The organism is Thalassospira profundimaris (assembly GCF_003326755.1).
Classification (GTDB): domain Bacteria; phylum Pseudomonadota; class Alphaproteobacteria; order Rhodospirillales; family Thalassospiraceae; genus Thalassospira; species Thalassospira profundimaris_B.
Genome location: NZ_JPWH01000001.1, coordinates 483996 through 510992, shown reverse-complemented (window position 1 = coordinate 510992; position 26997 = coordinate 483996). Strand labels below are relative to the sequence as shown.

The window sequence follows — 26997 nt, the reverse complement described above, 5'->3', positions numbered from 1 at the left end:
GGCCGAAGAGGCCACAGAAGCTGCCGATGCGATGGCGCGAAATAGTCCTGCGCGCTAAAGCATATTCCTTCAGGAAGCGGGCGGCGGACTGACCTTGCTGACCCGACCGGGAAGCGGAACAACATCATCTTCGCCGGGAACCGGGTCAAACTGCCGGTTTTGCCAGTCATCCTTTGCCGTCGCGATGCGGTCTTTGCGCGAAGAGACAAAATTCCACCAGATATGCCGATGCCCAAGCGGCAGCCCGCCCAGCAACATCACCCGACAGTGATTTTCCGCCACAATATCGGGTATTTCCTCGGGTGCGATGAAAATGAAACTGAACGCTTCGTGATGCACGCCATCCACCCGCAAGCCGCCCTCGACAATATACAGGGCGGCTTCCTGGTTTTCGCCAGGAAGCACAAGCTGCGCCCCGCCATCCATATGCACATCAAGGTAAAACAGCTTCGACTTGACCGGCACCGGTGCAGTATGCCCAAAGGCTTCACCGGCAATCAGGCGCATATGCAGCCCGGCTTCATGAATGACGGGCAAGTCTTCCTTGCGGATATGGGTAAAATCGGGGGCGCATTCTTCCTCGGCTTCGGGCAGGGCAACCCATAGCTGCAAACCATGCAAATCATGGTCGGAATGGCGCAAGTCCGATGTTTCGCGTTCGGAATGCACGATGCCGCGCCCGGCGGTCATCCAGTTCAAATCCCCGGGCGTGATTTCCAGTTTGTTACCCAGACTGTCATTATGCAGAATTTTGCCATCAAACAGATACGTAACCGTCGCCAGACCAATATGCGGATGAGGCGGCACATCAATGCCAGTACCTGCCTCGAAGCTGACGGGGCCCATATGGTCAAAAAACACGAATGGTCCGACCGAACGACAGTCGCGCTGCGGCAAAAGGCGCCGCACGGACATTCCCTCCAGGTCGGTTTCCTTTCCTGAAATGACAACGACCATACGACACCTCCTGTTATTATGCAGTGCGGCCCGGCGGCCTTAACGCCACCAGGCCCATCATCCGATGCTGGTTTACTGCCCGCCAGCTTACGGGCAGGGATTGGGCCAGCGGGTGTGGATATTTTCGATTTCGGCCAGCACCTCGTCAGACAGCGTGATATGGGCCGAACCAATATTGGTTTTAAGATGTTCCATCGAGGTGGCACCAATGATGTTTGCTGTCAGGAACGGACGCGAATTGACATAGGCCAGCGCCATCTGACAGGGATCAAGCCCGTGATCGCGCGCCAGATTGACATAGGCTTCGGTCGCCTTGACGCCATTTTCCTTGAGATAGCGGGCAAAATAATCCGGCCACAGGGTGCTGCGCGCGCCTTCCGGGCGGGCCCCGTTGAGATATTTACCCGACAATGCCCCGCCCCCCAGCGGCGAATAGGCCAGCAAACCGGCATCTTCGCGAATGGAGCATTCGGCCAGCCCGATTTCGTAGCTGCGATTGATCAGGCTATAGGGATTCTGAACCGAAACCACACGCGGCCAGCCTTTCTTTTCGGCCAGCTCCAGGAACTTCATCAAGCCCCACGGGGTTTCGTTTGACAGGCCGATATGGCGCACCTTGCCCGCCTTGACGATGTCATCAAGGGCGGAAAGGGTTTCTTCGATCGGCACGAAATTTTCGTTTTCGTCGTGCTCATATCCCAGCTTGCCAAAGAAATTGCAATTCCGGTCCGGCCAATGCAACTGGTAGAGATCAAGATAATCGGTTTTAAGGCGCGACAGCGACCCGTCAATCGCGGCAAAAATCTGTTCGCGGGTCAGGCGCGGCCCCCCGCGGACATAGGGAAAACGGTCCCCCGGGCCGATAATTTTGCTGGCAATCACCAGGTCGTCACGCTTGCCGCGTTTTTCCAGCCAGTTGCCGATAATGGTTTCGGTACGGCTGAAGGTTTCCTCCATGACCGGCACCGGATACATTTCGGCGGTATCAATAAAGTTAATCTCGTTGCCAACGGCGTAATCAAGCTGTTCAAAGGCTTCTTCCTGGGTATTTTGCTGCCCCCAGGTCATGGTTCCAAGGCAGATAACGCTGACATTGATGTCGGTACGGCCCAAACGGCGATATTCCATCCGATAAATCCCCTGTTGGTGGCCCTGATGACAGGCCACTTTATTTTGGAAATAGTGTAAATATATCCTGCCGCGCAAACAATGAAACCGCTTGCGACGTTTTTTCGCCATATTCCACTGTCTTGTCACATGAAAAGCGTCAAAACGCCCGTATAGGCGTAAAAGCGATCGTTACAGATTTCACCATGTCCGTAAAAGCCGGTCAGGGGCAAATCACCCAGCTCTTCCTGAATGATCATCATTTCGCGGTTTTCGGTGCCAAACAGATGCGGCCCCCGGGAAACACAGCTACAATATATGGCACCGCGCGGGCGAGAGGGCAGTCGGCGCTGCAAATCGGCCAGCATGCGGCGCAAGTCCTGCTCGGCGGTGGCACTGTCGCGGCGGACAAAACGCACGGCATCGCCGGGGCGGGCATCGTCATTGACCGCCATCAGGTTGTTTTGCGGATCCACCCCCATCAAATTGCGCACAACAAAATCGCCGGTATCGGTACCGGGCACCATAAAGGCGACATGGTAACGCCCGGTGGCGACCTGTGCGCTTGCGGCATTTGCCCCGGTTTCATCGCCTGGCTGGAGGGACAAGCCATTTTCATCGCTGGCAAGTTCATCGGAAAAAACCTGATAGGCCGGTTTATCATCGATCATCGAGATAATGCCGCCCCGCCCCTCTGTCACGCGATGGACCGGGCCAATGGGGGAACAGGCCTGGCTTAATCCGACCTGAACCATCGTATCGCCCGCAAAAATCACACCAGACAGGCCCCCATGTGTCACCCGGTTGGCAATTTGCGTGCCCCCCTTTTCCCCGCCAGCCCCGACACCGCCCACCAGATAGGTCGATCCGACACGGGCAAGTTCGGGCAAAAGCTTCAGGGCCTCGGGCACGCCCGGATCGGCGTGAACCACACCAAACAGGGGCTCAAGACGGGCAATTGCCTCTTGCAGGGAGATATCGTCAATGTCGCCCTCGCTGCGAATGGGGTCAAAAATGTGGAACTGGTCGGGATCCAGCGGGGCAATCATCACCGAAGCCGCGGGCACACCAAAATAGGCCCGCCCCGGCCCGCAGACCCCCACACCAGAGGAGCCCACCCAAAATTCAACCCCCAGGCGCGAGCGCAAAAATGTCAGCATGCTGCCCATATCGGTGGCAAGGGGTTCGGAAACATATAAAAAGGCCAGACCGTCGGGAATATCGCCCTGGCGTTCCAGCTTTTCGGCCAGTTCTGACGAAATGGCGGCCCAATGTTCGCCACTGGCATGGGCGGCAACAAACGCTGTCGTCATCTTTTCCCCCTGTACGCTGCCATTGTTTGCCTCTTCAAGGTCATCCCTTCATTGCATGACTTGGCGGCATGTTTATGACACCCGTGAAGTTACGCGTGCCAAAACCGGCGATCGTTTTATACCTTATTATATATGTCTTTATGCCGGGTTCAGACCAGCTTGCAGTATGATCCCGATGTTCCTTTGGCAAAAGCCCCGACCACAGAGAAAGGGCCGTTGTCCTGTAATCGGCAAAAACGCCGCCTTACCCGACATGGCGGCGCAGCAGTTCCATTGCGGCATTTAACTGTGTCATGCGCTGATGGGAGCCATAATTGCTATCGGGATGGTGAATGGCCGCCAGCACCCGATATTTGCTGCGAATGGCCTTGAGGTCCGGTCGCGCACCCGGGGCAAAACCCATGACATGCAGGGCATCGTTATAGGTACTCACCCCACGATCCAGCGGATCAAAGGCCAGGTTATGGACAATCTGGCGCAGCCTTTCGACTTCCTCGCGCGACTGGATCAATTCGGCGGGGGGTTGGGCAATGCGCTTTTTCAGATCGGCAATTTCCTGCAGGGCGCGTTTTTCGGCTGCAACAATATCGGCCCGGTCCACCCGAATGCGCACATCGCCGCCTTCAAAATCCAGCGCCATTTTCAGGGCCTTGCGCACTGTTGCAATGCTATAGCCCGACGGCAGCCGAAGCTGTAATCGCGGTTTACGGCGCCACGGGCGCCCTTCGGCCGGGCCGGATTTCAACACAATGGTTTCACGGTCGCCCGGCGGCGGATCGCCGGGATCATCGTAAGACTCAATCACATCCTGGGGGACGATCAGCATGACAGAACGCGCCAGATCGGCGGCATTGACCTCGCGGCGGCTGGCGAGATCCAACACCGCATCACGAAAAACGCTGGCACAGGGAATGGTATAAGACTGTTTGACGGTTTGCGACGCCATAAGGCCCCTTAGATCCTGAAACCCGGAAAAAATGACGGCTGCGCGCGGCCCAATCGGCCCGTCCACGCCCGGTGCGCGTCCGGGCGAAAGTTTAGGAGAAGGTGTTTGGCAGCGCAACTACAAAAGTTGACAAAATCGAATCGTTTCCGAGTCAAATTTTGACCAATCGATTTTGTTTTACACGAAAATTTACGTGAAATTATTCGACTGATACAATACAAGTTATTGAAATAAAACGCTTATTTTTGAAATCACGTCCAATTTTCCTGCATTCTGCAAACGCATAACAAAAAGTTAACGCGGCCTGCTCAAGCCATGCAACTCCACCTGAAACACCCCTGAAGGCCTGACATTTTTTTATTTTTATCTTTTATATTCAATAGGTTATATGAAACTTAAAACCGATCCTGTCACGGGGTGCGGATGGCTGCATCAGAATGAAATTTTGTTTCGGTTTGTGGTCAATTTTTGGAAAATTTGCCGACCAATACCGGCAAACCGGAAGGCGCAAAAGCCAAAATCTACAAATGCAGTTAAGGCACGACAGGCCTGCAAACGGGAGAAAGTAAACAAGGTATTAACACGCCTGATTTCAAGGCAAAATTTGAATTTTTTTGCCCGTTTTTTTTAAATTTTCAACAATTTAATCTTTGATTTTTATCATTTAACTCATTGATATCAAAAATGAAAGTAGAGAAACCTCACTTGTGGCACATTATATTCAATAATTACAATATAAATATTGCGATACCGTTATGAAATCTATCTACATTTGCAGTTTTTCATCCGCTATAGAACAAAAATTTTCCCCTTCCACCCTCTTGAAACATGGCTTCATATCCAATTTCGCAGATAAGCCTTTAAACCGGCGTCATTTTCTGTCTGGCCCCACCCCCAAGCCATGCGTTTTTGGCTTGAAAATATCGACCTCCACACACCTTTTCCCATTGCAAAATGGCAAACATGCCATCCCTTGCGGCAAAATTCTGAAATTATCCTATTTAAAACATACCGTTACGGGAAACCAAGCGATGTGATTGCGCAATTGCCCTGTCATCGGCCGTTCGGGGCCTTTGGTCGCTGCCCGGCCTGATACCGGGTGTAAGCCCGATCTGCATCCGCCCCGGCCCAAAACCACAGCACAAACCCTGCCAGCGGCAACAGCGCCCGGGATCATGCAATCATGCGACGGGGACCAAAACCGGACGCAATGCGGATGCAAAACCGACACACCAGATAAAAATATCGTTTAATTTCTGCACCTTATTGGGGCAGTGCATCCAAAATTGCCGGGGTGATTTTTTCCACAATCACATCCACCCCCTTGGCATTGGGGTGCATGCCGTCCTGCTGGTTCAGGGACGGGTTGGCGGCAACCCCGTCCAGGAAAAACGGATAAAGCGGCACATCGTATTTTTCTGAGAGCTCCGGATAAATGGCATTAAATTCGCGGCCATATTCCTTGCCCATATTGGGCGGTGCCATCATGCCGACCAGCAAAATTGCCGTTTTTTGCGCCTGGAGTTTTTGAATGATTGTTTCCAGATTTTTGCGGGTTTGCGCCGGTTCCACCCCGCGCAGGGCATCGTTTGCCCCCAGTTCCAGCACAACCAGATCCGGTTTATCGACCATAGCCCAATCCAGCCGTGCCAGCCCCGCCGCCGTGGTGTCGCCGGAAACGCCACTATTGATCACACGCGCGTCAACCCCGGCTTTTTTCAGGGACGCCGCCAGATTGGGGGCAAATCCATCCTGTTCGGGCAGGCCATAACCGGCAATCAAACTGTCACCAAACAAAACAATGGTCGGGGTCGCTGGTTGTGCACCGGCCTTGCCAGACGATTGCGCAACTGCCGGATGAAAAAAGATACAAACCGAAACGATTGCCAGAAGGGCAAAGCCGATCCGGAATTGTCGTGCAATGTTGCCCAAAAAATGATCAACCCGCCCCCAAATAGTGAAACTGTTAACAGCAGGGCCTTGCCCCTGTGGCAGGATTGAGACATTTCTGCGGGTATTCATCGGCTTCCTCTTGTTATGCTGGCGCGATACCGGCTTGGCAAACGTTTAGTCAATAGTTTGCACGGATTTTGATCGACGCAAGGGCCTTTTGTCCCTGTCACCTGCCAAACCTGCTGCTTTGGCGCAACCGGACTGGAATTTTCATGCGTGATTCTGCCTCTGCCCCCTCTTTGTCATCGACCGACGGTCCCCTGCAATCTGATACCAGATCGGCGTCGGTACAGCTTCCTGTTAACGTCAAGGGACTGAAGCTGAGTTTAAAAGGGCCGGCAGGCACGGTGGATATTCTTAAAAACATCGATCTTTCCATTCGCGCAGGCGAACGTGTCAGCCTGATTGGGCCATCGGGCTCCGGCAAAACATCGCTTTTGATGGTGATTGCCGGGCTGGAACAGGCCCAGGAAGGCACCCTTGAAATTTGCGGGCAAAATTTGCGCAAGCTAAGCGAGGATGGCCTGGCCCTGTTTCGCCGTCATCATGTCGGCATTGTTTTTCAGGATTTTCATCTGGTGCCCTCCATGAGTGCGCTTGAGAACGTTGCCCTGCCCATGGAATTTGCCGGGCGCGGCGATGCCTTTGAGCGGGCCCGCGAAGAACTGACCGCCGTGGGCCTGGGCCACCGGATGGACCATTATCCCGGCCAGCTTAGTGGTGGGGAGCAACAGCGCGTTGCCCTGGCCCGTGCGCTGGCGACCGACCCGGAACTGCTTTTGGCCGACGAACCGACCGGCAACCTGGACGGGAACACAGGCGAAACGATTATTCAATTGCTGTTTGATCTGGCCGCCAAGCGCGGATCAACCCTGCTTTTGATCACCCATGATGAAGGCCTGGCATCGCGCTGTGACCGTTCTGTCACCATGCGCGACGGCGTGATTGTTTCGACCGGGGAATCAGCCCAATGACGCCAAATGCATCACACCCCAACCAATGGGCGATGGCCTGGCGCGTGGCGCGGCGTGAATTACGCGGCGGTTTGCGCGGTTTCTGGATTTTTCTGGCCTGTCTGGCGCTGGGCGTTGGCACCATTGCCGCTGTCGGAAACGTTTCGCAATCGGTTTTGGGCGCGCTGGAGCGCGATGGCCGTGCCCTTTTGGGCGGGGATATTGAAATCCAGCAGGTTAATATGCCCGCCAGCCCCGGGCAGCAAAGCTGGTTTAAGGATAATGCCGACCGGGTGGGGCAAATTGCCACCCTGCGCGCCACCGCCTATGGCAAGGACCAGCGCCGCCTGGTTGAACTGAAGGCGGTTGACGACCAATACCCGCTTTTTGGACAGATACAGTTGCAAAACAATGTTCCATTTGTGGGCATTCTGGCAAAAAAAGATGGCGTTTGGGGCGGTGTTGCCGAGGCAGGCTTGCTTGAACGCCTGAACATAAAGGTCGGCGATCATGTTCGACTGGGCGATATTGATATTCAAATTCGCGGCGTGATTGCCAAGGAACCGGACAAGGCGATTGGCTTTTTGAATTTCGGGCCGCGCCTGATGGTATCCCTGCCCGCCCTGGCCGATACCGGGCTGATCGTGCCGGGCAGTCTGGTACATTATCATTATCTGATCGATCTGAAAAATAATGACAGCATTCAGGCCTTTCGCGACCGCCTTGATAAACAGTTTGCCAATGAAGGCTGGCGCGTGCGCGATACCAACAATGCCAGCCCCGGCCTGAAACGTTTTGTGGAACGCCTCACCCTGTTTTTAACCCTGGTCGGACTGTCGGCGCTACTGGTGGGGGGCATTGGTGTTGCCAATGCCGTGCGCAGCCATGTCGAAAGCAAAACATCCGTTATCGCCACCCTAAAATCCATTGGGGCGACACACGGGCTGGTTTTGCGCATCTATTTCCTGCAAATCCTTGTCATTGCCCTTTTGGGCATTGTCATTGGCCTGATCATCGGCGCGCTGGCTCCCATGCTGGTTGCCCCCATTCTGGCCGATAAACTGCCCATCGCGGTCACGGCGGCCCCGGCCCTGCCCTCGCTGATGATTGCCACGGCCTTTGGTATTCTCACCACCCTGGTCTTTGCCCTGCCATCGCTGCTGCGCGCCCGCGAAATTCCGGCGGCACGGCTGTTTCGATCCGGGGCGGGGTTAAATGGCGTGGGCGTTCGGCGCAAGGATGCGCCCCTGCTGGCCATTCCGCTGGCTTTGCTGTTGATCCTGACGGTGGCAAGTGCAACAGACACCGCCATTGCCCTGGGCTTTATCGGGGCATCCATTGCCGCCATCGCCATTTTTGTCCTGGCCGGGCGTATTGTCATATCGGTTTCAAAACGGTTGACCAAAGGCCGCAATGCCTTTACCCGCCTTGCCCTGGCAAACCTGCACCGGCCGGGCACCTCGACGGTGGCGGTGACGCTGTCGCTGGGGCTGGGCTTAACGCTGCTCGTCACAATTGCCAGCATTGAAGGCAATTTGAACCACGAGATCGAGGACCGCCTGCCGGATTCCGCCCCAGCCTTTTTCTTTCTCGATATTCGCCCCGACCAGATGGATGATTTCCGTGCCGAGCTGACCAAGCAGCCCGATGTTGGCAATGTCGAACAAACCCCGATGTTGCGCGGCCGGGTTGTGGCGCTAAACGGCATAAATGCCAATGATATTCCGCCCGGTGATGATCGCTGGTTTTTACGGGGCGACCGGGGCTTGACCTTTGCCCAAACCCCGCCGGAAGGCACGGTAATTACGCAAGGGAAATGGTGGCCGCGTGATTATGACAATGCGCAAAAGCCGCTGGTATCCCTCACGGCTGATATTGGCGCCAGCTTTAACCTGAAGCCGGGCGATACCCTGACGGTTAATGTTTTGGGCCGCGATATCACCGCCGAAATTGCCAATCTGCGCGAGGTGGACTGGCAAAGCCTGCGCATGAATTTTGCCATGGTGTTTTCCCCCGGCCTGATCGACAAGGCCCCCTATAGCCTGATTGCCACGGCCCATATGCCGCCCAGAATGGAAGAACCGGTGGACCGGCTGATTGGCAAGGATTTCCCCAATGTTTCCGCCATTCGCGTGCGCGAGGCCCTGGAGGCCGCCAACACCATTCTGGCCGGGATCGGCATTGCCCTGAGTGCCACCAGTTCGATTGCGATTATTGCCGGGGTGCTGGTGCTGGCCGGGGCCGTGGCGGCCGGGCGGCGCAAACGCATTTATGATGCGGTTGTGCTTAAAACCCTGGGGGCAACGTGGGCCAACATCCTGTATGCCTATGCGCTGGAATACGGCATTTTGGGCCTTTCTACCGGCGTTATTGCCGCCCTGTTTGGCAGTGCGGCGGCCTGGGCGGTACTGGTCCTGGTGATGGGGGCAAGCTGGACCCTGCTGCCGCTAACCATTTTGGGGCCCATCCTGATTGGCCTGATTGCCACCCTGACTGCCGGTTTTATTGGTACCTGGCATGCCCTACGCAGCCCGGCGGCGCCGATTTTGCGTAATGAATAATCGATACACAAACAAAACATAAAAACATAAAGGGCAGCGATCCTTCCGGCGCTGCCCTTTATGATAAGCGCCGCGCCAGAAATCAGGCCATATCGCGCAAGGCGCGCCGGACGATTTTGCCGGTTGCCGTCATGGGCAGGGTATCGACAAAGGCAAATTCACGCGGATATTCATGCGCACCCAGCCGGGTACGGACAAAATCCGACAGGTCCCGTGTCAGACTTTCCGGGTCTCGCACCGGGTCATCAAGCACCAGAAAGGCCTTGATGATCTGCCCGCGTAACGGGTCTTCCTTGCCAATCACACCGGCCATCCGCACCGCTGGATGGGCGATCAGGCAATCTTCGATTTCGCCGGGGCCAATGCGATAACCGGCCGAACTGATAACGTCATCCTCGCGCCCGACAAAGCGAATGAAACCATCCTCGCCTTTCATGCCCAGATCGCCCGTCACCAGCCAGTCGCCAATATATTTGGCTTTGGTTGCGTCCTCGTTGCGCCAGTAATGCAAAAACATCACCGGGTCCGGGCTGCGCACCGCAATCATGCCAACACGGCCCGGGGCCATTTCGACCCCGGTTTCATCGATAATGCCAACATCATGGCCGGGAACGGCGCAGCCCATGCTGCCTGCCTGTGTCACATTGATGCTGTGGGCGGAACTGACAATCATGTTGCATTCGGTCTGGCCGTAAAATTCATTGATCGTCAAACCAAAGGTCTCGCGCCCCCAATGCAGCATTTCCGCCCCCAGGGTTTCGCCGCCACTGGCGATTGTGCGCAAAGCGCAACGATGTGCGCCAAGCTGTTCGGGCGGGGTGGCCCGCATCATTTTAAGGGCGGTGGGCGGCAAAAAGGCATTGCGCACGCCATATTCGGCGATCAGTTCACAGGCCCTCTCGGCGCTGAATTTTTCAAACCGGTGGGCCACCACCGCCACCCCGTGATGCCAGGCCGGTAATAACACATCCAGCAAGCCGCCAATCCAGGCCCAGTCCGCCGGTGTCCACATCAAATCGCCGGGCTGGGGAAACAGATCATGCGACATTTCAACACCGGGCAAATGCCCCAGCAAAACCCGATGGGCATGCAACGCGCCCTTGGGCTGGCCGGTGGTGCCCGATGTATAAATGATCAGGGCCGGGTCATCGGCACGGGTGGCAACCGGGGTGAAGTCATCGCTGGCTTCGTAACCAAGCGCCTTGAAATCCAGGCAATCATCGGGTTTGCCATCAATGACATACACATGTTCCAGGGCGGGCAGCAAATCGCGGATTTCGGCAATTTTGCGCGCCCCGGCCTGGTCTGTTACCAGGGCGCGGGCGGCACAATTGCCCAGCCGGTATTCCAGCGCATCCACCCCAAACAGGGTAAATAGCGGCACGGCAATCGCGCCGAGCTTATAGGTGGCAATGTGGGAAATGGCGGTTTCGGGGCATTGCGGCAACAATATTGCCACCCGATCACCGCGCCGCACCCCATGCCGGGCCAATACGTTTGCGAAACGATTGGACAGGCGGCGCATCTGGGCAAAGGTATAATCCCGTCTTGTGCCATCGGCACGGCGATGGATCAGCGCCAGCCGCGCCGGGTCGTCCGCCCATTTGTCACAGGCATCAACGCCGATATTGTAGAACTCGGGAATATCCCACGAAAAATCCCGGCATAAGCCACTATAACCATCTGTTGCTGCGGGCAGCATGTTTCCCCCTGCCTGTTCCCGCCGTGCCCTTTTCGGGTCTGTCATCTGGCGGGTGATTGTTATCGCCCGCATCTTAAAATGGAATGCGGACAAAGTGAAATGTCTTGTTTGTTTTTCTAATATAAAACTGCCGTCAATTGGCGGGTGCCAGCATGAAGGTAAAATTGGCAACCTGCCCCGCATCGCTGCGGGCGGTGCTGTGACATCCCAGGCAACTGCCAATGGCTTTATCCTGAATGAAACTTTCCATTGTCAGATTGCTTAAAAAACGCGGAACCTCGCCCACCCCAAAGGGATCACCACCGCCATTGCCAATCCATTGGGTGCCAACCAGAAAATAATTAGCCCAAACCGATCCCTTTAATTCGGCGTGCCATTCTTCATTGGTTTTTTGCGTTCCCTCAAACACTTTCCAGCATCGCACCAGTTGTGATCGTGGCATGGTATCGCCCCACGCATTTACCGCGTAGGGTGGTTTTGCCGCCCACAGGGCCTTGCTGCTCACGCCCTGATTAACAACTGCGGTTTCCAGTGAAGCCGGTATCTCCGTCGCTGACGGCAGGTCTGTGCGTACACGGGAGGGCGGTTTGAAAAGGTTGAATTGTTCTGGCTTTGCAATATTTGGTAGCGGTGCTGCCGCCGGGCGTTTGAAGGCCGGTTTTCCCTTTGTCACGCCCGGCAGATAACAGCCGTCGGGAAACAGGTTTTTGGCAATGAAACTGTTGGGGCGGCGGGCATTTCCGGCCAGCGGCGCATTGGCAACATGTTCAAAGGTTGACCAGATCCAGCGATCCCCGTTGCCGCTCACCACGCGCTGCACCAGGTGCATGCCGATCAGTCCGACATTTTCATCAAGGCACAGCGGATGCCCCGACAGGCTGTTTTCCCCGGCAACGAATATATATGCCTTGCGGGTTAAAAAGGCGCTGCCGGGATTATTGCCCGCTGCCCCTTGTTCTTTTGGCAAAATGCGCCAGGCCAGTTTCACCAGGATAGCCCCCGGCCCGATCTGCGGCATTTTTTGGCCTGGAATTGCCGGCGGGCTTCGGCCCTGATCGACACTGTCGATGCGTTGCGGAAACGAAATGTCTTTGCCCCCGGCAGCAAAGCGGGCGCGCCCGGCAAAGCTGTCCAGTCCGTTTGCCCGGATATAATCGGCGGCCACGCCGTTCATGCGGGTTTCATACAAAACATAATTCCCCGCCTGATCAATCAGCACATCCCCTGTTGCCTGATGATAGCCTTCGAGAAAAAGCCGGGCCGGGGCGGTGATTGCCGGGCTTTCACCGCCTGGCATTCCGGGCTGGGCCGTCTTTGCGATTTTTTCGGCGGCATCCGGGGGGGCGACCGCCAAACGGGCAAAGGTTGCCATATCCCCCCTGGCACAGGCCTGGCGTATCCTTTGCCCCGCCGGGTCGGCAAATTCGCCGTGAATAAGGCGATCGCGGGGAACCAGCCACTGCCAGCGGGGTCTTCCTTCAGGCGCCGGGTTGCGGGCGGCCTGATAGGACAGGGCATTTCCTGCCGCGTCCGTCGGCCAGGTCATGGCAATAAAGGCCTGCCAGGAAAACCGGTCAAACGGGCGTTGGGATTCGGGCCCGACAAAGCGGTAAATGAAATTGGCATCAAATTGCGCAACATCAACAGGCAAAACCGGGCAGGGATGCGATGACAGGGCGCGATCAGCGCAAAAATCACCGGCGGGATGATCACTTTGTTTTGAAGGGGAACTGCCTGCCTGCGGTGCGGCTGCCACCGGCAAAACCATAAAATTGCCCCAAAGCAGAACCGCGAGGGCGAATCCGAATTGCACCGCCCTTCTCAGCCTTGAAAAAATTTCATTTATTTTCATATATATAGCCAAATTCCCGTCCCCCGGAAATTAAAGCGATCTTTCGTCTCCCCCAACTATAGCGGGAAATTTCAGATTAAATTTATTTTGTCATAATTCCAAATGTGAACAAAATCACAAGGCCTTGATCGACTCTGGCGTTCAAAGGCCTGCAAACGTTGCTTTTCCATCAAATCCTGCCATATTTTGACCAGTGATGGATTGTAGGGTCAATCCCGCTCAAACTGGATCATATGAGGGAATTCAATGGCTTTCGAAACGCAACGACGCGGCTATTCTGTCTCGGCTGGCCAGTCGGCGGCCGACATTGATGCCGGTCTTCGGACCTATATGCTGCGCGTCTATAACTATATGGCGTCTGCGCTGGCCCTGACGGGGATCGTCGCGCTGGCCGCAGCAAGCAGCCCGGCTTTCATGCAGGCTGTTTTCGGCTCGGGTCTTTCCTGGGTCGTGATGCTGGCACCGTTTGCGCTGGTCTTGGTTCTTAGCTTTGGCATTCACAAAATGAGCATGCCTGCCGCACAGGCCGTGTTCTGGGCCTATGCCGCCCTGATGGGGCTGTCGCTGTCCTCGATCTTTCTGGTTTATACCGGTGAAAGCATCGCGCGCACCTTCTTCATCACGGCAGGTACTTTTGGTGCCATGAGCCTTTATGGCTACACCACCAAAAAGGATCTTTCCGGCTGGGGAAGCTTCCTGTTCATGGGTCTGATCGGCCTGATCATTGCCAGCGTGGTCAATATCTTCCTTGGCAGCACGATGTTGCAGTTTGTCATTTCGGCCGCCGGTGTTCTGATCTTTACCGGCCTGACCGCCTATGATACCCAGCGCATCAAGGAAAGCTACTGGGAAGGTGACGACACCACCACCGCCGGCAAAAAGGCCATTTTTGGTGCCCTGCAACTGTATCTTGATTTCATCAACCTGTTCATCATGCTGCTGCGCTTCTTTGGCAATGCGCGTAACTAACAGGTCCGGTCCGGGACGGAACAGCATCCTGCTGCGGCCCACCCCGCCCTGAAATACAAGCAGCCCCGCAAGTTCGCCTTGCGGGGCTGTTTTGTTTTGTCTTCAGGCACAAAATCAATCTGATGACAGGCGAAGAACCGTGGCGGGGTATCGGCCAGGATGGTGGATGGTGCCTGGCCTCAACATCAACCGGCAGGCCTGGCAGAAGGTCTGACATCGACACCGTGTTTTCCCGCCTTATCCCCGGTCGCCATTTCATGAATGGCGGCTTCAACACGCATCTGACCGCCCAGGGCCGTGCGCGCGGCAGACCGGGCACCGGCTTCCTCCAGGTTTTGCTGCGCCTGGATGAAATTCATGCGTGCGGTGCGCAAGATGGTTATATCGCTGTTTTCGCGGCCCTGCATCGCCTGCACCGTTGCCAGGGCAAACATGGCACGCCCCCAAAGATACAAATTCTCGCGCCGGCCACACACCTTTAGCGTGGCCTGGAAAAAGGGAATGATATTGGTAAATTCGACACCGGTTTTGATCAATTCACCGTGGGCAATCAGCGCATCGCCCAAATGATAGGTAATCAGCCCATATAACACCGGATGACTATTGGCATCACAGCCCCCCAACGCCCGCCGCAAATATTTTACCGCAGCTTCGGCGAGGTCTTCATTTCGGGTTTCGCGGGCCAGGGCACAGCAGGCCTCGCCCAGACGCAGCAGACAAATGCTTTTGCTCACTGTCGCCCCGGCAGCATATTCAAAGCGATGCAACAAAATGCGCCATATATCCACCGCCATCATGGGAACCCGGCTGGCCGAACTGCCCAGCGACGCCCAATTCAGCAAATGCCCATACAGGGCCAACACCGCGACATGTTCGGCGCGCAAATTTTCAACGCCCGATGTCCCGGCCCGGGAAATATGGATGGCCAGCGCATCCCGGTCCTGGGACGCCTCAGCGCCCAAACAGGTGGCAACCAGCGGCTCGATTGCTTCGGCACCCAACTGGCACCAGCCGCGATCGCCATTTTCAGCCAGGGCAAGGCAGGCTGTGGCATAGGCAAGGCTGACCCCTTCGCCACATTCCGCGACAAAATCGGGGTTACGGACGCGGTCCTGCCGGGCCTCCAGTGCCTTTGCCAGCCGGGTGGCATTATCGCTGCGCAAAACCGCACTATCAGCCCGGCGCAAGCGTTCCGAAAGCAATAACAGCTTCAGGGCCTCGGCAAAATCCTCGGCCAGGGGCAGGGTAAAGTCATATTTCTGGGCCAAAAACAGTTCATGCGGGGAAAAACCGTTCTGACGGCTGGCAAACCACAAAGACAGATATTTCTGATCATCCGAAACATGCCCCCACAAAAGCGACGTGCAGTTCTGGCGCAAGGCGGCATTCCAGGCCATGCTTTGGGCGTCTTTTACCGCAAAGAACGGGTCAACGGTATCGCTGCTGATCGAAATGCGCTGCGAGACGGCCACCACATCAGGGGCGGGAAAATCGGCAAGCAGGGTTTTGATGCTGACAGTAAGGTCAGGATCGTCGCACCCGAAATCGGCAATGCCGCACACGCCCGCCCCGTTTCCGCCATTTCGGCTGGCATGGGGTGCAAGCGGGTCTGGCGCGGGTTGTCCCTGCACCACGCCGAACACAGCCCGGAAAACCAAGCCCAGTGTTGACCAGAAACCGGCCATCCACCCCATTCCTTTTGGCAAGATATTGACATGCAATGAAAATCACATCGACAGGTCACATCATCAGATGCCAGCACCCAACCGTCAATTCCGAATCTACCCTCACCAACACATACTGAAGGTTAGGAAAGGGGCGGTGTCTTTTGGCGACCGTTATCCCCAGGGGCGCTGACGCCTGCGGGGTTGGCTGGGGTTGGCCCCGGCCATCTCGCGCAATTTGGCAATCCGGTTTTCCATTGACGGGTGTGTGGCAAACAGATTGTCCATACCCTTGCCCGACAAAGGATTGGCAATATACATGTGTGCGGTTGCCGGGTTGCGCTCTGCATCGGGGTTGGGCACGCTGTGCACACCGTGATCCAGCCGTGCCAGCGCATCGGCCAGCCAAAGCGGATGCCCGCAAATTTCCGCCCCGATCCGGTCGGCTTCGTATTCACGGGTGCGCGAGATCGCCATTTGCACCAGGCCCGCAGCCAGCGGTGCCAGCAAGGCCACCAAAATCATGCCAAAACCGCCCAGCGGGTTATTGTTGTTTTCGCGATGCCCGCCAAAGATACCGGCAAACATGGCAAAATTCGCCAGCGCCGAAATGGCCCCCGCCAGGGTGGCCGTAATCGTCATGGTCAGGGTATCGCGATTTTTAACATGGGCCAGTTCATGGGCCATCACCCCGGCGATCTGATTGGCAGTCAAAAGCTGCAATAGCCCGGTGGTGGCCGCCACCGCCGCATGTTCGGGGTTGCGCCCGGTGGCAAAGGCATTGGGCTGGGGATTGTCGATAATATAAACCTTGGGCATGGGCAGTTCAGCCCGCCTTGCCAGTTGCCGGACAATGCCCACCAGCTCGGGGGCGGTGTTTTCGTCAACCTGGCGCGCACGGCGCATGCGCAGCACCATGCTATCGGAGTTCCAGTAGGCAAAGATATTCATGCCACCGGCGAATAACAGCGCAATGATCATGCCCTGCTGGCCGCCAATCATCATGCCGACCACGCCAAAAAGCGCAGTAATCCCCGCCAGCAGCATTCCGGTCCGCACATAATTCATTCTGGTTTTCCTCCATTCGGCTTATCGCCCAAAAGATAGGTTATTTCAAAAATGGCACAAGCCGCCGCACAGCAGAATGTGACATAGATCGCAAAACCCCGGCAAAGCCCGGAAACTGCCGTTTTTGTGCCCAAAAACAAAACGGGGGCGATAAAGCCGCCCCCGTTCCGTGCACAAGCAAAATGGATTGTGTGTGTTTAACCGCCAATCAGGCTTCTGATTTGCCGGTTGGCAACCGTGATCATCGCAAGATCGATCTGGCCGACAGCGCGCAATTCGTCAATCAGCTCGTCACACCGCTGGGTGCCCCGCTGATGGCTTTCAACCCATTTTTCAACGGCATCGGCACCAATGGCCCCTTTGCTGTCTTCGGCCAGAACCACCCGCGTCAGTTCACGCTGATGACCAAACAGGTCATCAATCGCGGCATTCCGTGCCAGTTTCTGCCAATGGGTTTCGGCTTCGACCGAGTCGGCAGCGTTGCGCAAAAGACCCAGTTGGAAGCGTGCCCCGACGGCAAAATAGGTTGCCCCCACTTCCAGAACATCGCGGTCGGATGCTTCGGCGATACGGACAATATCGCAAACCGCAACCATTTGGGGCATGGCCGCCACACGTTTTGCCAGATCTTCGGGCACGCCCTGTTTTTTAAGATGTTCCGTCCGCTGCTTAAGATTACGGCGAATGGCGGCATCACCCGGAATGATCTCGTCAAAGGCCTCGATCACGCGGGTGACTTGCGGGCGGAATTGCTCGATTTTCTCGCCCACATTCAGTTCTTCGCACTGCCGCAGGAACCACAGGGTCACGTCTTCGACCATGCGTCCAACATCCTTGAACATCTCGGTCTGCACCTGGGCTGCAACGACATTGTCCAGGTCTTCAATCCCGGCCCAGATTTCACGCAGACCAAACACCGCCCGTGAAATCAGATAACCGCGCGAGACATCCACGGCCGAAAAACCGGTGGCTTCCATCATGTCATGCACAAACGTCCCGCCAACACGGTTGACCAGGCTGTTAATGCCGACAGTGGCGATAATTTCGCGCCGCAGTCGATGATGCGACACCGCATCGGCATATTTTTCACGCAGCGGGGTCGGGAAATAGCGCACCAGTTCCTCGACCAGGATCGGGTCATCAGGCAGGTCGGAATTCAGCACCTCGTCATACAGCCACAATTTGGCATAGGGCATCAGCACCGAAATTTCCGGTCGGGTCAGACCTTCATGGGCATTAAAGCGACGGGTGATTTCCTCTTCATCGGGCAAAAACTCGATTTCCCGATTAAGGCGGCCTTCACGCTCCAGCATCCGGATCAAACGCACCTGGGCATCCAGGGCATCACCCCCGCCGGCATAGATGTTGGAAATGGCCTGGCTTTGCACGTAATTGTCGCGCTGGACCAGTTCGCCCACTTCCTCGGTCATGTCTTCCAGCAGCTTGTTGCGCTGCTTTTCCGTCATGTCGCCATTGGCAACCACTTCGCCCAGCAGGATCTTGATATTGACCTCGTGGTCCGAACAGTTAACCCCACCGGCATTGTCGATGGCATCGGTGTTCAAACGGCCCCCCGACTGGGCATATTCAATACGCCCGCGCTGGGTACAGCCAAGATTGGCCCCTTCGCCAATCACCTTTGCCTGCACATCGCCGCCATTGATGCGAATGGCATCATTGGCGCGATCACCGGCATCGGCGTTGCTTTCGCTCCCGGCCTTGATGTAAGTGCCGATACCGCCAAACCACAGCAGTTCGACCTTTGCTTTCAGGATGGCCTTCATCATGTCAGCCGGTGTGATCTTGTCACTGCCAAGACCAAGCACCTTGCGGACTTCGGGGGACGGGTCCAGGCTTTTGGCGCGACGATCAAAAATTCCGCCGCCCTTGGAGAGCAGCTTTTCATTATAATCGGCCCAGGTTGAACGCGGCATGTCAAACAGGCGTTTGCGTTCGGCAAAGCTGGTGGCCGAGTCCGGGTCGGGATCGACAAAAATGTGCATATGGTTAAAGGCCGCGATCAGACGGATCTGTTCGGACAGCAACATGCCATTGCCAAAAACGTCGCCAGACATATCGCCAACACCAACAACGGTGAAGGATTCCTTCTGGATGTCCTTGCCGATTTCGCGGAAATGCCGTTTGACCGACTCCCAGGCACCACGGGCCGTGATACCCATTTTTTTGTGGTCATAGCCCTGCGATCCGCCCGAGGCAAAGGCATCATCCAGCCAGAAGCCATAATCACGGGCCACACCATTGGCGATGTCCGAAAAGGTTGCTGTGCCCTTGTCGGCGGCAACCACCAGATAGGGGTCGTCGTCATCAAGACGACGGACCCGTTCCGGTGCGACCACATTACCGGCAACGATATTGTCGGTGATGTCGAGCAGGCCGCGCATCAGGGTTTTGTAGCATTCGATGCCTTCTTCCAAAAAGGCCTCGCGCGTGCCATCCACCGGCGGGCGTTTAACAACAAAGCCGCCCTTGGACCCCACCGGCACGATCACCGCATTCTTGACCATCTGCGCCTTGACCAGGCCAAGAATTTCCGTGCGGAAATCTTCCTGACGGTCCGACCAGCGAATACCGCCACGCGCCACCGGTCCACCGCGCAAATGCACGGCTTCGACACGCGGAGAATAAACAAACACTTCCCGCCACGGGCGCGGCAGAGGCAAATCTTCAACCTCGGCCGAATTGAACTTGATCGACAGATACGGCTTGGGATTGCCATCTTCGCCCACCTGGAAATAGTTGGTGCGAAGGCTGGACTGAACCAGATTAAGGAAAGCCCGCAAAATACGGTCTTCATCCGGGTTCATCACATCATCAAGGCGGGCGAGAATATCGCGCTCGATCGCGGCGATTTCCGCCTCCACGCCATTGTCACGGTCCGGGTCAAAGCGGGCAATGAACAATTCCACCAGCGACGTTGCCAGGGCAGCATTATTCGCCAGTGTTTTTGCCAGATAATCCTGCGAGAAGGCCGAACCTGTCTGGCGCATATAACGGGCATAGGTGCGCAAGACAACGACTTCACGCCAGTCCAGCCCGCCCAGCAGCACCAGACGGTTAAAGGCATCGTTTTCAACTTCGCCATGCCACATGCGGACAAACAGTTCCTGGAACTTGTTGCGCACTTCATGCAGCACGAACTCGCCATCAACGATGACGCCAAAATCGTGAATGCGAACACCCACCGACCCGTCACGCGGCGTTACCGCAAACGGGTTTTCCGTGATCACCTTCAACCCCATATTTTCCAGCATCGGCAACACATCGGACAGCGGCACCGGGGCGGCGGGGTTATAGATTTTAAAGCGCAGTTCGTTTTCGGCCGCCTCAATCGGACGATACAGGTTGACCCGCAAATCGTTCGATTTCAGCACCTCTTCAAACCGTTCGATATCCAGAACCGCCGTATCCACCGAAAAACGGTCCTGGTAATCGGTCGCAAAGGACTCACCATACCGGCGATAAAGGGTCAGGCCCTTTTCTTCGCCCATTTCGCGCACCAGAACCTGGCGCATGGTATCGTTCCAGTCCCGTGCGGCTTCAACCAGGCGTTTTTCAATGTCTGGAACATCATATTCGGGCAATTCACCCGGCGTGGTTTTGACCAGCACATGCAAGCGTGCCAGCGGTGAATCGCCGATCTGGGTGTAATGGGCGGAAACCTTGCCGTTAAAGGCCTCTTCGATGACCCGCTGGAAATTCATCCGCAATTTGGTGGTAAAGCGGTCGCGCGGGCAGAAAATCTGGCAGGAGACAAACCGTTCAAAGGCATCACGGCGCACAAACAGGGCAATGCGCTGGCGTTCCTGCAAATGCAGAATGCCCATGCAGATATGGTAAAGGTCATCCAGTTCGATCTGGAACAGTTCGTCCCGCGGGAAGGTTTCCAGAATATTGACCAACGCCTTGCCATCGTGGCTGTTGGGCGGGAAACCGGCCCGTTTGACGGTTTCATCAAGCTTCATGCGCAACAGCGGAATCAGCTTGGGACTCAGGTTGTAGGCAACCGAGGTAAACAACCCGACAAACAGGTGCTGGCCAATCACCTTGCCGGTTTCGTCAAACTGTTTGACCACCACCGTATCAAGATGCACCGCCCGGTGAACGGTGGATTGTTTGTTGGCCTTTGTTACCAGCAAAAGGTTGGGCTTGGTGACAAAATCCTGGACCTCGGGCGAAAGTTTGCCCAACTGGCGCAGTTCATCAAAAATATGGGTGCCTTCACGGCGCAAAATACCCAACTGGCTGTCCGTATTGACATCCACCTTGGCCTTTTTGCCTTCACCGCTGAATTTATATTCGCGATAGCCCAACAGGGTGAAATGGTCATCATAAAGCCATTCCAGAAAGTCGCGGGTTTCCTGGACCGCCTCTTCCGAAATGCCTTCGGGCGCCTGTTCAATCTGGGAAAGGACTTCCTTTACCCGCGACATCATTGGCTGCCAGTCCTGCACCGCCAGGGCGACGTCGGTCAGGACATCATCAAGCCGGTCATGGATGGCCTGAAGGGTGGTTTTATCTGTCTGTTCATCGATTTCAACGTGCATCACCGATTCGCGCGGCGCATCGGACTCGTCAACACTGCTGACAGACTGCAAAACGTTATTGTCGTCCCGCGCGATACGCACGATCGGATGGATCACCAAATGCACGGTGGCATCAAATTCGTTCAGCGCGGATGTGACCGAATCGACCAGAAACGGCATATCGGTATTAATGATCTCGATGACGGTATGGTCGGATTTCCAGCCATGTTCCTCGAGATCGGGGTTGTAAACCCGGATTTTGGCGGCCTTGTCCCCCGGACGTTTCTGGGCAAATTTAAAAAGCGTCAGGGCAGCGCCATAGAGCGTGTCAATCGAACGTCCGGCCATATCATCGGGCGGAACATTCTTATAAAAAAGGCGAACGAATGCTTCCGCATTCTTCGCCACATCGCCTGTCAGTCGCAGGTGAACTTGCTCGACAACTTTGTCAATGACTTCCCGTTTCGGGTCGTCGGTTCGGGCTTTCATGTCGTATTTCCCTTTTTGTCAGTCCTGTTTGCCAGAACTGGCTGTACCGGTCTTTGCGACCGTTACCAAACACCTCGGATTATCGCTTTTGCATTGGGACTCCGGCGGCACCAAAGTGGGAAAGAACAACACACGAAAACGCCGCCTTCATCCAGGTTTACACATAGCCCATCAGGTGCCCGAAAACTATGCCCTGAATACAAAAAAATCGATTTTTCAAACAGTTCCGCCATGTCGCAAACGCATGGGCATGACAAAAAAATTATTTAAATTTGCCGTTTGCTGCATCGCAAACCAGTTTAGGCTTTAATATGGCACATTGTTTTTAGAAAATTTCGCAACCGCAGCGCAAACTGCATTGAAAGGGACCAAGATGCTGGCTGGAAAAAAGGGACTGGTGATCGGGATCGCCAACGACAAATCGATTGCCTATGGCTGTGCCAGGGCCTTTCAGCGCGATGGCGCGGACCTGGCCATCACATATTTGAACCAGAAAGCTGAAAAATATGTGCGCCCGCTGGCCGAAGAAGTAGGGGCATCAATCATTGCCCCGCTTGACGTATGCGACGACTCCCAGGCCGATGCCCTGTTTGACGAGATCGAAGAAAAATGGGGCAAACTGGATTTTGTCCTTCATTGCATTGCCTTTGCCCCCGCCGATGACCTGCATGGCCGGGTCATTGACTGTTCACGCGACGGTTTTTTAACGGCAATGGATATTTCCTGCCATTCCTTCCAGCGCATGGCAAAACGCGCCGAACCCCTCATGCGGGACGGGGGCGCGCTTCTGACCGTCAGCTATATGGGATCGGAACGGGTGATCGACCATTATGGCATTATGGGTCCGGTCAAGGCCGCCCTGGAATCGGCAACCCGCTATATGGCGGCCGAACTTGGGCCAAAGGACATTCGCGTCCATGCCATTTCGCCCGGTCCGCTTTTGACCCGTGCAGCCTCCGGCATTGCCGAATTTGACAATCTGATGACCCAGGCAAAAACACGCGCGCCGGAACATCGTCTTGTCACGATTGATGAAATCGGGGATCTGGCCTCTTTTCTTGCCAGCGAGCGTTCGCGTGCCATTACCGGCGATGTCGTTCATATTGATGGCGGCTATCATATCATGGGCTAAATCGCCCTGCCCGCCCAAACGCCCAAAATGCGCCCAAAAAACACCAGCAGCACAATCGTGGCTGCTGGTGTTTTTATATCCCGGATCCGACCTGGCCCAAATGCCAACCGGTTTTATTCATGCAATTCGCCATCATGGGCTGTTGCCGCCCCCGATGAACCGGCAATAACAGGGTGACGGGCCGCACTTAGCAGGCCCGGAACCTGATCGGCGGGAACTGCCGGAGAATAATAATATCCCTGAAAACTGTCACAGCCAATCGAGCGCAAAAATGCAACCTGGCTTGCGTTTTCAACCCCTTCGGCAATGGTCGAAAGGTTGGTGGCCCGTGCCAGATCAACAATGGCACGCACCATTGCCTTATCGCTATCGGACCGGTCAACACCACGGACGAAGATTTTGTCAATTTTGATGCGATCCACGTCAATCTGGTTCAAGCGCCCCAAAGATGAAAAGCCCGTTCCAAAATCATCCAGCGCCAGCCGGATTCCCATTTGACGCAGGGCTTTCAGGTTATTTTGGCAATTTCCTTCGGTAATAACGGCTGTTTCCGTTACTTCAAGTTCCAAACGGGCCGGCGGAAGCCCGGTTTTGGCCAAAATGGCAGCCAGTTTGCTAACGTAATCGCCGTCCTGCAATTCGATGGCGGACACGTTAACCGCAATCGACTGCGCGCCCCATTGCGCCGCTGTTTCGCAGGCTGTTTGCAAAACAAACTGGCCCAAATCACCAATCAGCCCGGTTTCTTCGGCCACGGGGATAAAAAATTCCGGCGAAATCCAGCCGCGGGCCGGGTGATGCCAGCGCAAAAGAGCCTCAAAACCAATCAGGCTGCCATCGGCGGCACGATAAACCGGCTGATAATAAACCTGAAACTGACCTTGAGAGGCCAGGGCTTCGCGCAGATCCGTCTCGACCCGGCGACGATTGCGCAACAGCACATCCATCTCAACATCGAAACCGGCAAAATCGTTGCGGCCATTCATTTTGGCATGATACAGCGCCACATCGGCCTTACGCAGCAATTCATCACGATCGCGACCATGATCGGGCGCAAAAGCGTAACCGACGCTAAGACCGATAAAAAGCTGCTTTCCTTCGATATTATAGGGCATCCGCGCCAGCTCGATCAGGCGACGGCACATCCTTTCAACATCTTCATGGCTGCCAATACCGCTTAACATCAGGGTAAATTCGTCGCTGCCAACGCGGGCAACAGCATCCCGCGGGCGCGCAAGCGATATCAGACGGCGACCAAATTCATAAATCAGCTTGTCGCCTAGCGCATGCCCGTAGGAGTCGTTAATCTGTTTAAATCCGTTGAGATCAAGAAACAGCAGGGCCAGACGGGATTCCCCGGCCGGATCAAGTTGCGCCAGTTCAGCATCGACACGCTGATTGAACTGGAGACGATTGGGAAGCCCGGTCAGCGAATCATGCAACACGATATGGCGCATTTTTGCCTCGGTCGCGCTCTGGGTGCTTTCCCGACGGTTCATCAATGTCATGAAGGTGAACACAATCATCACCAGCCCCACACACAGCACAACCAGCATGGGCGAGATATAGGCCAGAACCGTCGAACCGGGCTTGTAAGGCTGCCAGATGAAATAACCGATATTTTTGCCGCTGCTGCTGATCAGCGCATAGGCACTTTCCGATCCGGTTGCGTCCTGCTCGTATGAAAACCGCAAATGATCAAACAGATATTTGCGCTCCAGCCCCTGCAAATAACGCGGTTCATTGAGGCGCAAAACCGCAACATGAAGATATTCATTGCCCGCACTTTGGGAAAAGCGGTTCGTCTCCGGCACGATGGGTTTCACACTGATGACAGACGGGGATCCGTCAACCAGTGCCACTGCCGTTTCGCCCAGGGTTTTGAATTGCGGGTCTTTTGGCTGTTCGCCTGCGCGCAATCGCGTGCGCAGGCGCTCTATCATCGGCGCAAGAAGAGCTTGGATATCAGGGTTCATCTGCGATTCAAGGCCGGTTTTTTCGCGGTAAACAAGAACCGGAATATTGCGGGGATCAAGAACATACAGATCAGAATACCCGTAATATTCGTGCATCCAGGTCCCCAGATTGTTGTTCAGCCAACCGGTATCCCATGCTCTTGCCGCCTTGACCGCATCATCCCAGACCGTCGTGCTTTCCTGTTGATGGGGAACCGCGCGCAAAGTCTCGGCCTGCGACTGTTCCAGCAGATAATACTGACGCGCGGCTGTTACCCGGTCAGCTTCGCTTGTTGCCCAGTAAACCAGAAAAAAGGCGGCAATTCCGACAAGAAATACCAGCAGGACGACCGGAAGCGTTCGGGTTAACAAAAAATGTCGGCTGGAAATGGCAGGATTCCTTGGCTAGCGGGACACAAAAATTGGCACGTCCGGCGAAGCGGACCGATAAAAGAATTTATCACATCAAAATAACTATACAATAGGATAAGTTTGAGCAAATACCCGAAGAACGGAACCTCCCGCAAAACCGTTACGGCACCTGAAACATGTCGACATCACAACAAACGTCTTTTGTTGCATGCGTGATGCCCACGCTTTCAGACCACACGCAACAAAACCAAACATGCGTTAGTTGTTGCAGTGAAGTCCATACACGAAATGAGGGAAATTAAACGGCAGAGGTGCCTGCATGCGCCAGGGACCGGCCAGCCCTCGGTCCCGCATGATGCAAAATCAAAAAGGCCGCCCATCAGGACGGCCTTTGACAACTTTCATTATGGAGCGGGCGATGAGATTCGAACTCACGACCCTAACCTTGGCAAGGTTATGCTCTACCCCTGAGCTACGCCCGCATCATAATGAAAGCGGTATTTAACAGAACCGATGGAGCGGGCGATGAGATTCGAACTCACGACCCTAACCTTGGCAAGGTTATGCTCTACCCCTGAGCTACGCCCGCATCATAATGAAAGCGGTATTTAACAGAACCGATGGAGCGGGCGATGAGATTCGAACTCACGACCCTAACCTTGGCAAGGTTATGCTCTACCCCTGAGCTACGCCCGCATTCATCAGTCTTGTGTGTTCCCCTTGGGGAGCGGCGCGGATAATAGCCCATGAACGACTGAATGCAACACCTTTTTTGATGAAAATGTAACATCGCAAAAAATGGCGGTTTTCCAACGATTTTTATTGGTTTTTTTTGCCAGAAGGGCTGGCATCGGCAATTTTTGTGATATGGTGCGCGCCAGATTTTTCTTTCTCAACAACCCTGGCGGAAAAAATATGGACGATCCATCTACCCATTTATTCGCTTATCTCGACAAATTGGGAATCACTGTCAGTACCGTTGAGCATGCGCCGCTTTTCACGGTCGAAGAATCGCAGTCGCTGCGCGGCGACCTTCCGGGGATGCACAGCAAAAATCTGTTCCTGAAGGACAAAAAGGGCGCATTGTGGCTGGTGGTTGCCGAAGAAGAACGTCAAATCCGCCTCAATCATCTGCATAAAAAACTGGGCTGCAACCGGCTTTCCTTTGGCAATGCGGATTTGCTCAAAGAGGTTTTAGGGGTGGTGCCCGGCTCTGTCACGCCATTTGCACTGATCAATGATCAGGAAAGACAGGTCAATGTCGCATTTGATCGGGCCTTCTTTACCCGTGAAGACACGCTGCTGAATTTCCACCCGCTGCGCAATGACCGCACAACGGCCATTTCCCCGGCCGGATTGCAAAAATTTGTCACCTCGCTGGGCTATACGCCCCAAATGGTCGATCTTGACGAAGAATTTGCCGCGAGCGATTGAAAAACAGTTGCATTCGCGTTTGTTTA

At 55.2% G+C, this 26997-nt stretch carries 16 protein-coding genes and 3 tRNA genes; 5 read left to right on the top strand and 14 right to left on the bottom strand.

Features of this window, described 5'->3' with window-relative positions:
* Positions 1 to 69: 69 nt before the first annotated feature.
* From TH25_RS02295 to TH25_RS02265, 5 genes are all read right to left on the bottom strand, one after another.
* Positions 70 to 957: a pirin family protein gene (locus TH25_RS02295; RefSeq protein WP_114086776.1), complete on the bottom strand. Its 888-nt coding sequence runs from the start codon at positions 955 to 957 to the stop codon at positions 70 to 72.
* Positions 958 to 1044: 87 nt separating this feature from the next.
* Positions 1045 to 2085 carry an NADP(H)-dependent aldo-keto reductase gene (locus TH25_RS02290; protein WP_114086956.1) on the bottom strand — a complete coding sequence of 347 codons (1041 nt, stop codon included), beginning with the start codon at positions 2083 to 2085 and terminating at the stop codon, positions 1045 to 1047.
* A gap of 125 nt (positions 2086 to 2210) precedes the next feature.
* The gene (locus TH25_RS02285; protein ID WP_114086775.1) at positions 2211 to 3377 is read right to left on the bottom strand and encodes an FIST signal transduction protein; all 1167 of its coding nucleotides are present in this window, start codon (positions 3375 to 3377) and stop codon (positions 2211 to 2213) included.
* Between the two features lie 244 nt (positions 3378 to 3621).
* Entirely contained in the window at positions 3622 to 4323 is a 702-nt protein-coding gene (locus TH25_RS02280) for a J domain-containing protein (RefSeq protein WP_114086955.1), read from the bottom strand.
* Between the two features lie 1263 nt (positions 4324 to 5586).
* Positions 5587 to 6345, bottom strand: a complete 759-nt coding sequence (locus TH25_RS02265) for an arylesterase (protein ID WP_114086772.1) — start codon at positions 6343 to 6345, stop codon at positions 5587 to 5589.
* Between the two features lie 143 nt (positions 6346 to 6488).
* Here TH25_RS02265 and TH25_RS02260 point away from each other — a divergent pair, with 143 nt between their 5' ends.
* On the top strand, positions 6489 to 7250 hold the full coding sequence (locus TH25_RS02260; protein ID WP_114086771.1) for an ABC transporter ATP-binding protein: 762 nt from the start codon (positions 6489 to 6491) through the stop codon (positions 7248 to 7250).
* Positions 7247 to 9790, top strand: a complete 2544-nt coding sequence (locus TH25_RS02255) for an ABC transporter permease (protein ID WP_114086770.1) — start codon at positions 7247 to 7249, stop codon at positions 9788 to 9790. Before TH25_RS02260 ends, TH25_RS02255 begins: the two co-directional genes overlap by 4 nt.
* An 82-nt stretch (positions 9791 to 9872) precedes the next feature.
* Here the strand turns inward: TH25_RS02255 and TH25_RS02250 are convergent, their stop codons facing one another.
* Together TH25_RS02250 and TH25_RS02245 are read right to left on the bottom strand one after the other, a co-directional pair.
* A complete protein-coding gene (locus TH25_RS02250) occupies positions 9873 to 11492 on the bottom strand; it encodes an acyl-CoA synthetase (protein ID WP_114086769.1) in 1620 nt (539 codons plus the stop codon).
* A 133-nt stretch (positions 11493 to 11625) separates the two neighbouring features.
* The gene (locus TH25_RS02245) at positions 11626 to 13305 is read right to left on the bottom strand and encodes a hypothetical protein (protein ID WP_147252971.1); all 1680 of its coding nucleotides are present in this window, start codon (positions 13303 to 13305) and stop codon (positions 11626 to 11628) included.
* Positions 13306 to 13590: 285 nt separating this feature from the next.
* Between TH25_RS02245 and TH25_RS02240 the strand changes: the two genes are divergently transcribed.
* Complete coding sequence (locus TH25_RS02240) at positions 13591 to 14313, top strand: Bax inhibitor-1/YccA family protein (protein ID WP_073955322.1); 723 nt, start codon at positions 13591 to 13593, stop codon at positions 14311 to 14313.
* Positions 14314 to 14498: 185 nt separating this feature from the next.
* Here the strand turns inward: TH25_RS02240 and TH25_RS02235 are convergent, their stop codons facing one another.
* The 3 genes from TH25_RS02235 to TH25_RS02225 form a co-directional block, all read right to left on the bottom strand.
* On the bottom strand, positions 14499 to 15998 hold the full coding sequence (locus TH25_RS02235) for a hypothetical protein (protein WP_114086767.1): 1500 nt from the start codon (positions 15996 to 15998) through the stop codon (positions 14499 to 14501).
* A 153-nt stretch (positions 15999 to 16151) separates the two neighbouring features.
* Positions 16152 to 17045: a zinc metalloprotease HtpX gene (gene htpX / locus TH25_RS02230; protein WP_114086766.1), complete on the bottom strand. Its 894-nt coding sequence runs from the start codon at positions 17043 to 17045 to the stop codon at positions 16152 to 16154.
* Between the two features lie 197 nt (positions 17046 to 17242).
* The gene (locus tag TH25_RS02225) at positions 17243 to 22078 is read right to left on the bottom strand and encodes an NAD-glutamate dehydrogenase (RefSeq protein ID WP_114086765.1); all 4836 of its coding nucleotides are present in this window, start codon (positions 22076 to 22078) and stop codon (positions 17243 to 17245) included.
* A 373-nt stretch (positions 22079 to 22451) separates the two neighbouring features.
* Between TH25_RS02225 and fabI the strand changes: the two genes are divergently transcribed.
* On the top strand, positions 22452 to 23210 hold the full coding sequence (gene fabI, locus TH25_RS02215; protein WP_114086763.1) for an enoyl-ACP reductase FabI: 759 nt from the start codon (positions 22452 to 22454) through the stop codon (positions 23208 to 23210).
* A gap of 113 nt (positions 23211 to 23323) precedes the next feature.
* Here fabI and TH25_RS02210 read toward each other — a convergent pair whose 3' ends face one another.
* The 4 genes from TH25_RS02210 to TH25_RS02195 all read right to left on the bottom strand — a co-directional run bounded on the left by TH25_RS02210 (position 23324) and on the right by TH25_RS02195 (position 26233).
* Complete coding sequence (locus TH25_RS02210) at positions 23324 to 25537, bottom strand: bifunctional diguanylate cyclase/phosphodiesterase (RefSeq protein WP_114086762.1); 2214 nt, start codon at positions 25535 to 25537, stop codon at positions 23324 to 23326.
* A gap of 407 nt (positions 25538 to 25944) precedes the next feature.
* Positions 25945 to 26019: transfer RNA gene (locus TH25_RS02205), tRNA-Gly, on the bottom strand.
* Positions 26020 to 26051: 32 nt separating this feature from the next.
* A tRNA-Gly gene (locus tag TH25_RS02200) sits at positions 26052 to 26126 on the bottom strand.
* A 32-nt stretch (positions 26127 to 26158) separates the two neighbouring features.
* Positions 26159 to 26233: transfer RNA gene (locus TH25_RS02195), tRNA-Gly, on the bottom strand.
* A 219-nt stretch (positions 26234 to 26452) separates the two neighbouring features.
* On the opposite strand from TH25_RS02195, the gene TH25_RS02190 reads away from it, so the two are divergent.
* Positions 26453 to 26971 carry a prolyl-tRNA synthetase associated domain-containing protein gene (locus tag TH25_RS02190; RefSeq protein WP_114086954.1) on the top strand — a complete coding sequence of 173 codons (519 nt, stop codon included), beginning with the start codon at positions 26453 to 26455 and terminating at the stop codon, positions 26969 to 26971.
* Positions 26972 to 26997: the final 26 nt, after the last annotated feature.

Excerpts from the sequence above, each read along its gene's own strand:
- TH25_RS02295 (WP_114086776.1), bottom strand. The coding sequence starts at position 957 with ATGGTCGTTGTCATTTCAGGAAAGGAAACCGACCTGGAGGGAATGTCC.
- TH25_RS02290 (WP_114086956.1), bottom strand. The coding sequence starts at position 2,085 with ATGGAATATCGCCGTTTGGGCCGTACCGACATCAATGTCAGCGTTATC.
- TH25_RS02285 (WP_114086775.1), bottom strand. The coding sequence starts at position 3,377 with ATGACGACAGCGTTTGTTGCCGCCCATGCCAGTGGCGAACATTGGGCC.
- TH25_RS02280 (WP_114086955.1), bottom strand. The coding sequence starts at position 4,323 with ATGGCGTCGCAAACCGTCAAACAGTCTTATACCATTCCCTGTGCCAGC.
- TH25_RS02265 (WP_114086772.1), bottom strand. The coding sequence starts at position 6,345 with ATGAATACCCGCAGAAATGTCTCAATCCTGCCACAGGGGCAAGGCCCT.
- TH25_RS02260 (WP_114086771.1), top strand. The coding sequence starts at position 6,489 with ATGCGTGATTCTGCCTCTGCCCCCTCTTTGTCATCGACCGACGGTCCC.
- TH25_RS02255 (WP_114086770.1), top strand. The coding sequence starts at position 7,247 with ATGACGCCAAATGCATCACACCCCAACCAATGGGCGATGGCCTGGCGC.
- TH25_RS02250 (WP_114086769.1), bottom strand. The coding sequence starts at position 11,492 with ATGCTGCCCGCAGCAACAGATGGTTATAGTGGCTTATGCCGGGATTTT.
- TH25_RS02240 (WP_073955322.1), top strand. The coding sequence starts at position 13,591 with ATGGCTTTCGAAACGCAACGACGCGGCTATTCTGTCTCGGCTGGCCAG.
- TH25_RS02235 (WP_114086767.1), bottom strand. The coding sequence starts at position 15,998 with ATGGCCGGTTTCTGGTCAACACTGGGCTTGGTTTTCCGGGCTGTGTTC.
- htpX (WP_114086766.1), bottom strand. The coding sequence starts at position 17,045 with ATGAATTATGTGCGGACCGGAATGCTGCTGGCGGGGATTACTGCGCTT.
- TH25_RS02225 (WP_114086765.1), bottom strand. The coding sequence starts at position 22,078 with ATGAAAGCCCGAACCGACGACCCGAAACGGGAAGTCATTGACAAAGTT.
- fabI (WP_114086763.1), top strand. The coding sequence starts at position 22,452 with ATGCTGGCTGGAAAAAAGGGACTGGTGATCGGGATCGCCAACGACAAA.
- TH25_RS02190 (WP_114086954.1), top strand. The coding sequence starts at position 26,453 with ATGGACGATCCATCTACCCATTTATTCGCTTATCTCGACAAATTGGGA.